This is a genomic window from Arenicella sp. 4NH20-0111, assembly GCF_040366405.1.
Lineage (GTDB): Bacteria > Pseudomonadota > Gammaproteobacteria > Arenicellales > Arenicellaceae > Arenicella.
Genome location: NZ_BAABWF010000025.1, coordinates 1 through 1,052, shown reverse-complemented (window position 1 = coordinate 1,052; position 1,052 = coordinate 1). Strand labels below are relative to the sequence as shown.

Annotated in this window: 2 protein-coding genes; both read left to right on the top strand. The window is 43.6% G+C overall.

The genetic code is table 11. The features are described from left to right. The first annotated feature begins 58 nt into the window (after positions 1-58). On the top strand, positions 59-448 hold the full coding sequence (locus ABWW54_RS20080) for a DUF6678 family protein (protein ID WP_353415005.1): 390 nt from the start codon (positions 59-61) through the stop codon (positions 446-448). A 96-nt stretch (positions 449-544) separates the two neighbouring features. After that, positions 545-952 carry a hypothetical protein gene (locus tag ABWW54_RS20075; RefSeq protein ID WP_353415003.1) on the top strand — a complete coding sequence of 136 codons (408 nt, stop codon included), beginning with the start codon at positions 545-547 and terminating at the stop codon, positions 950-952. The last annotated feature ends 100 nt before the right edge of the window (positions 953-1,052 follow it).

Genomic DNA, 1,052 nt, shown 5'->3' with positions numbered 1-1,052 from the left:
AACGCCGCAAGCGGCTCGGACGCGTCTTTGACGCGCCCGTTTTAAAGGCGTTATACGCATGAAGGATAAAGACTCTCAATTTGCTCAAGAGAATGGGTATGTGTCGTTTATGAACAATACTCGCTGGCGATCTCTTGCAGAGATCCTCTCATCTCAAAAAGAGTTCGAGCCAATGGTCAGATTAAAGTATCTGAGAGATACAGAGCCGATGCCGGGCTTTTCGTTCCTTGACTGGGAATGGATAAAGCATGGGAATCCTGCGTGCATAGAATGGATGGATATTGATCCTATAAAGAGAGAGCGGCAGGGCAAATTAATTCCAGACAAGGAAACAGACTTAAGAAAGTATATTAAAGCTAGTCTTAACAAGGCTAAGATTAAATACTCTATTGAAGATAGAAAATTTAGGGTTTGGGGCTATGCAAAAATTCAACCAGATTTCGTATAACAAGTTGCCCAACTTCACTCCGCCAGCAAGCTGGCTCCGTGGGACGCCGCATAAAGTGCGGCGCCCCTTGGCAAGGCGTTATACGTATTTGGACCAATGAGTACATCAAAGATAATCTTTTCAGTTATCGGCGGCTTCCTTTTAACTTGGGTCCTCGTACTTGGATTTACTTTCCTAACGTTTTCATCGTTAGACCATAATGGAGACCTGAAAGAGATCGGTCTTGATAAGCCACGTGACGTTGAAGCCCGCTATTACCCTTTGGCAGATAGAGTAGTGCACTACAAATTTAGTGCCGATCGAAAGGAAGTTAGAACAATTATAGGAACACTTGAGCTTGATGAAAAAGCTCCAGAAGGATTAAAGCAGATAGCAAAGCCGATGTTTTTTTACCCCCCATCTGGTAATAAAGAAACCTATTATGGTAATGCTGGCTATGCCAGCCTATACCTATATTATTATCCGGAAAAACAACTCGCGTATTATGTCCATCATGATTCATGAACGTATAACAAGAACAAACACAAAAGCGCTTTCAGTGCCCGGACGTCCGCTACGCGGCCGCCCGTGTTATTGGCGTTATGTTTCCAAGTTACCCATGATA

Coding starts and splice junctions, on each gene's coding strand:
- ABWW54_RS20080 (WP_353415005.1), top strand. CDS start 59: ATGAAGGATAAAGACTCTCAATTTGCTCAAGAGAATGGGTATGTGTCG.
- ABWW54_RS20075 (WP_353415003.1), top strand. CDS start 545: ATGAGTACATCAAAGATAATCTTTTCAGTTATCGGCGGCTTCCTTTTA.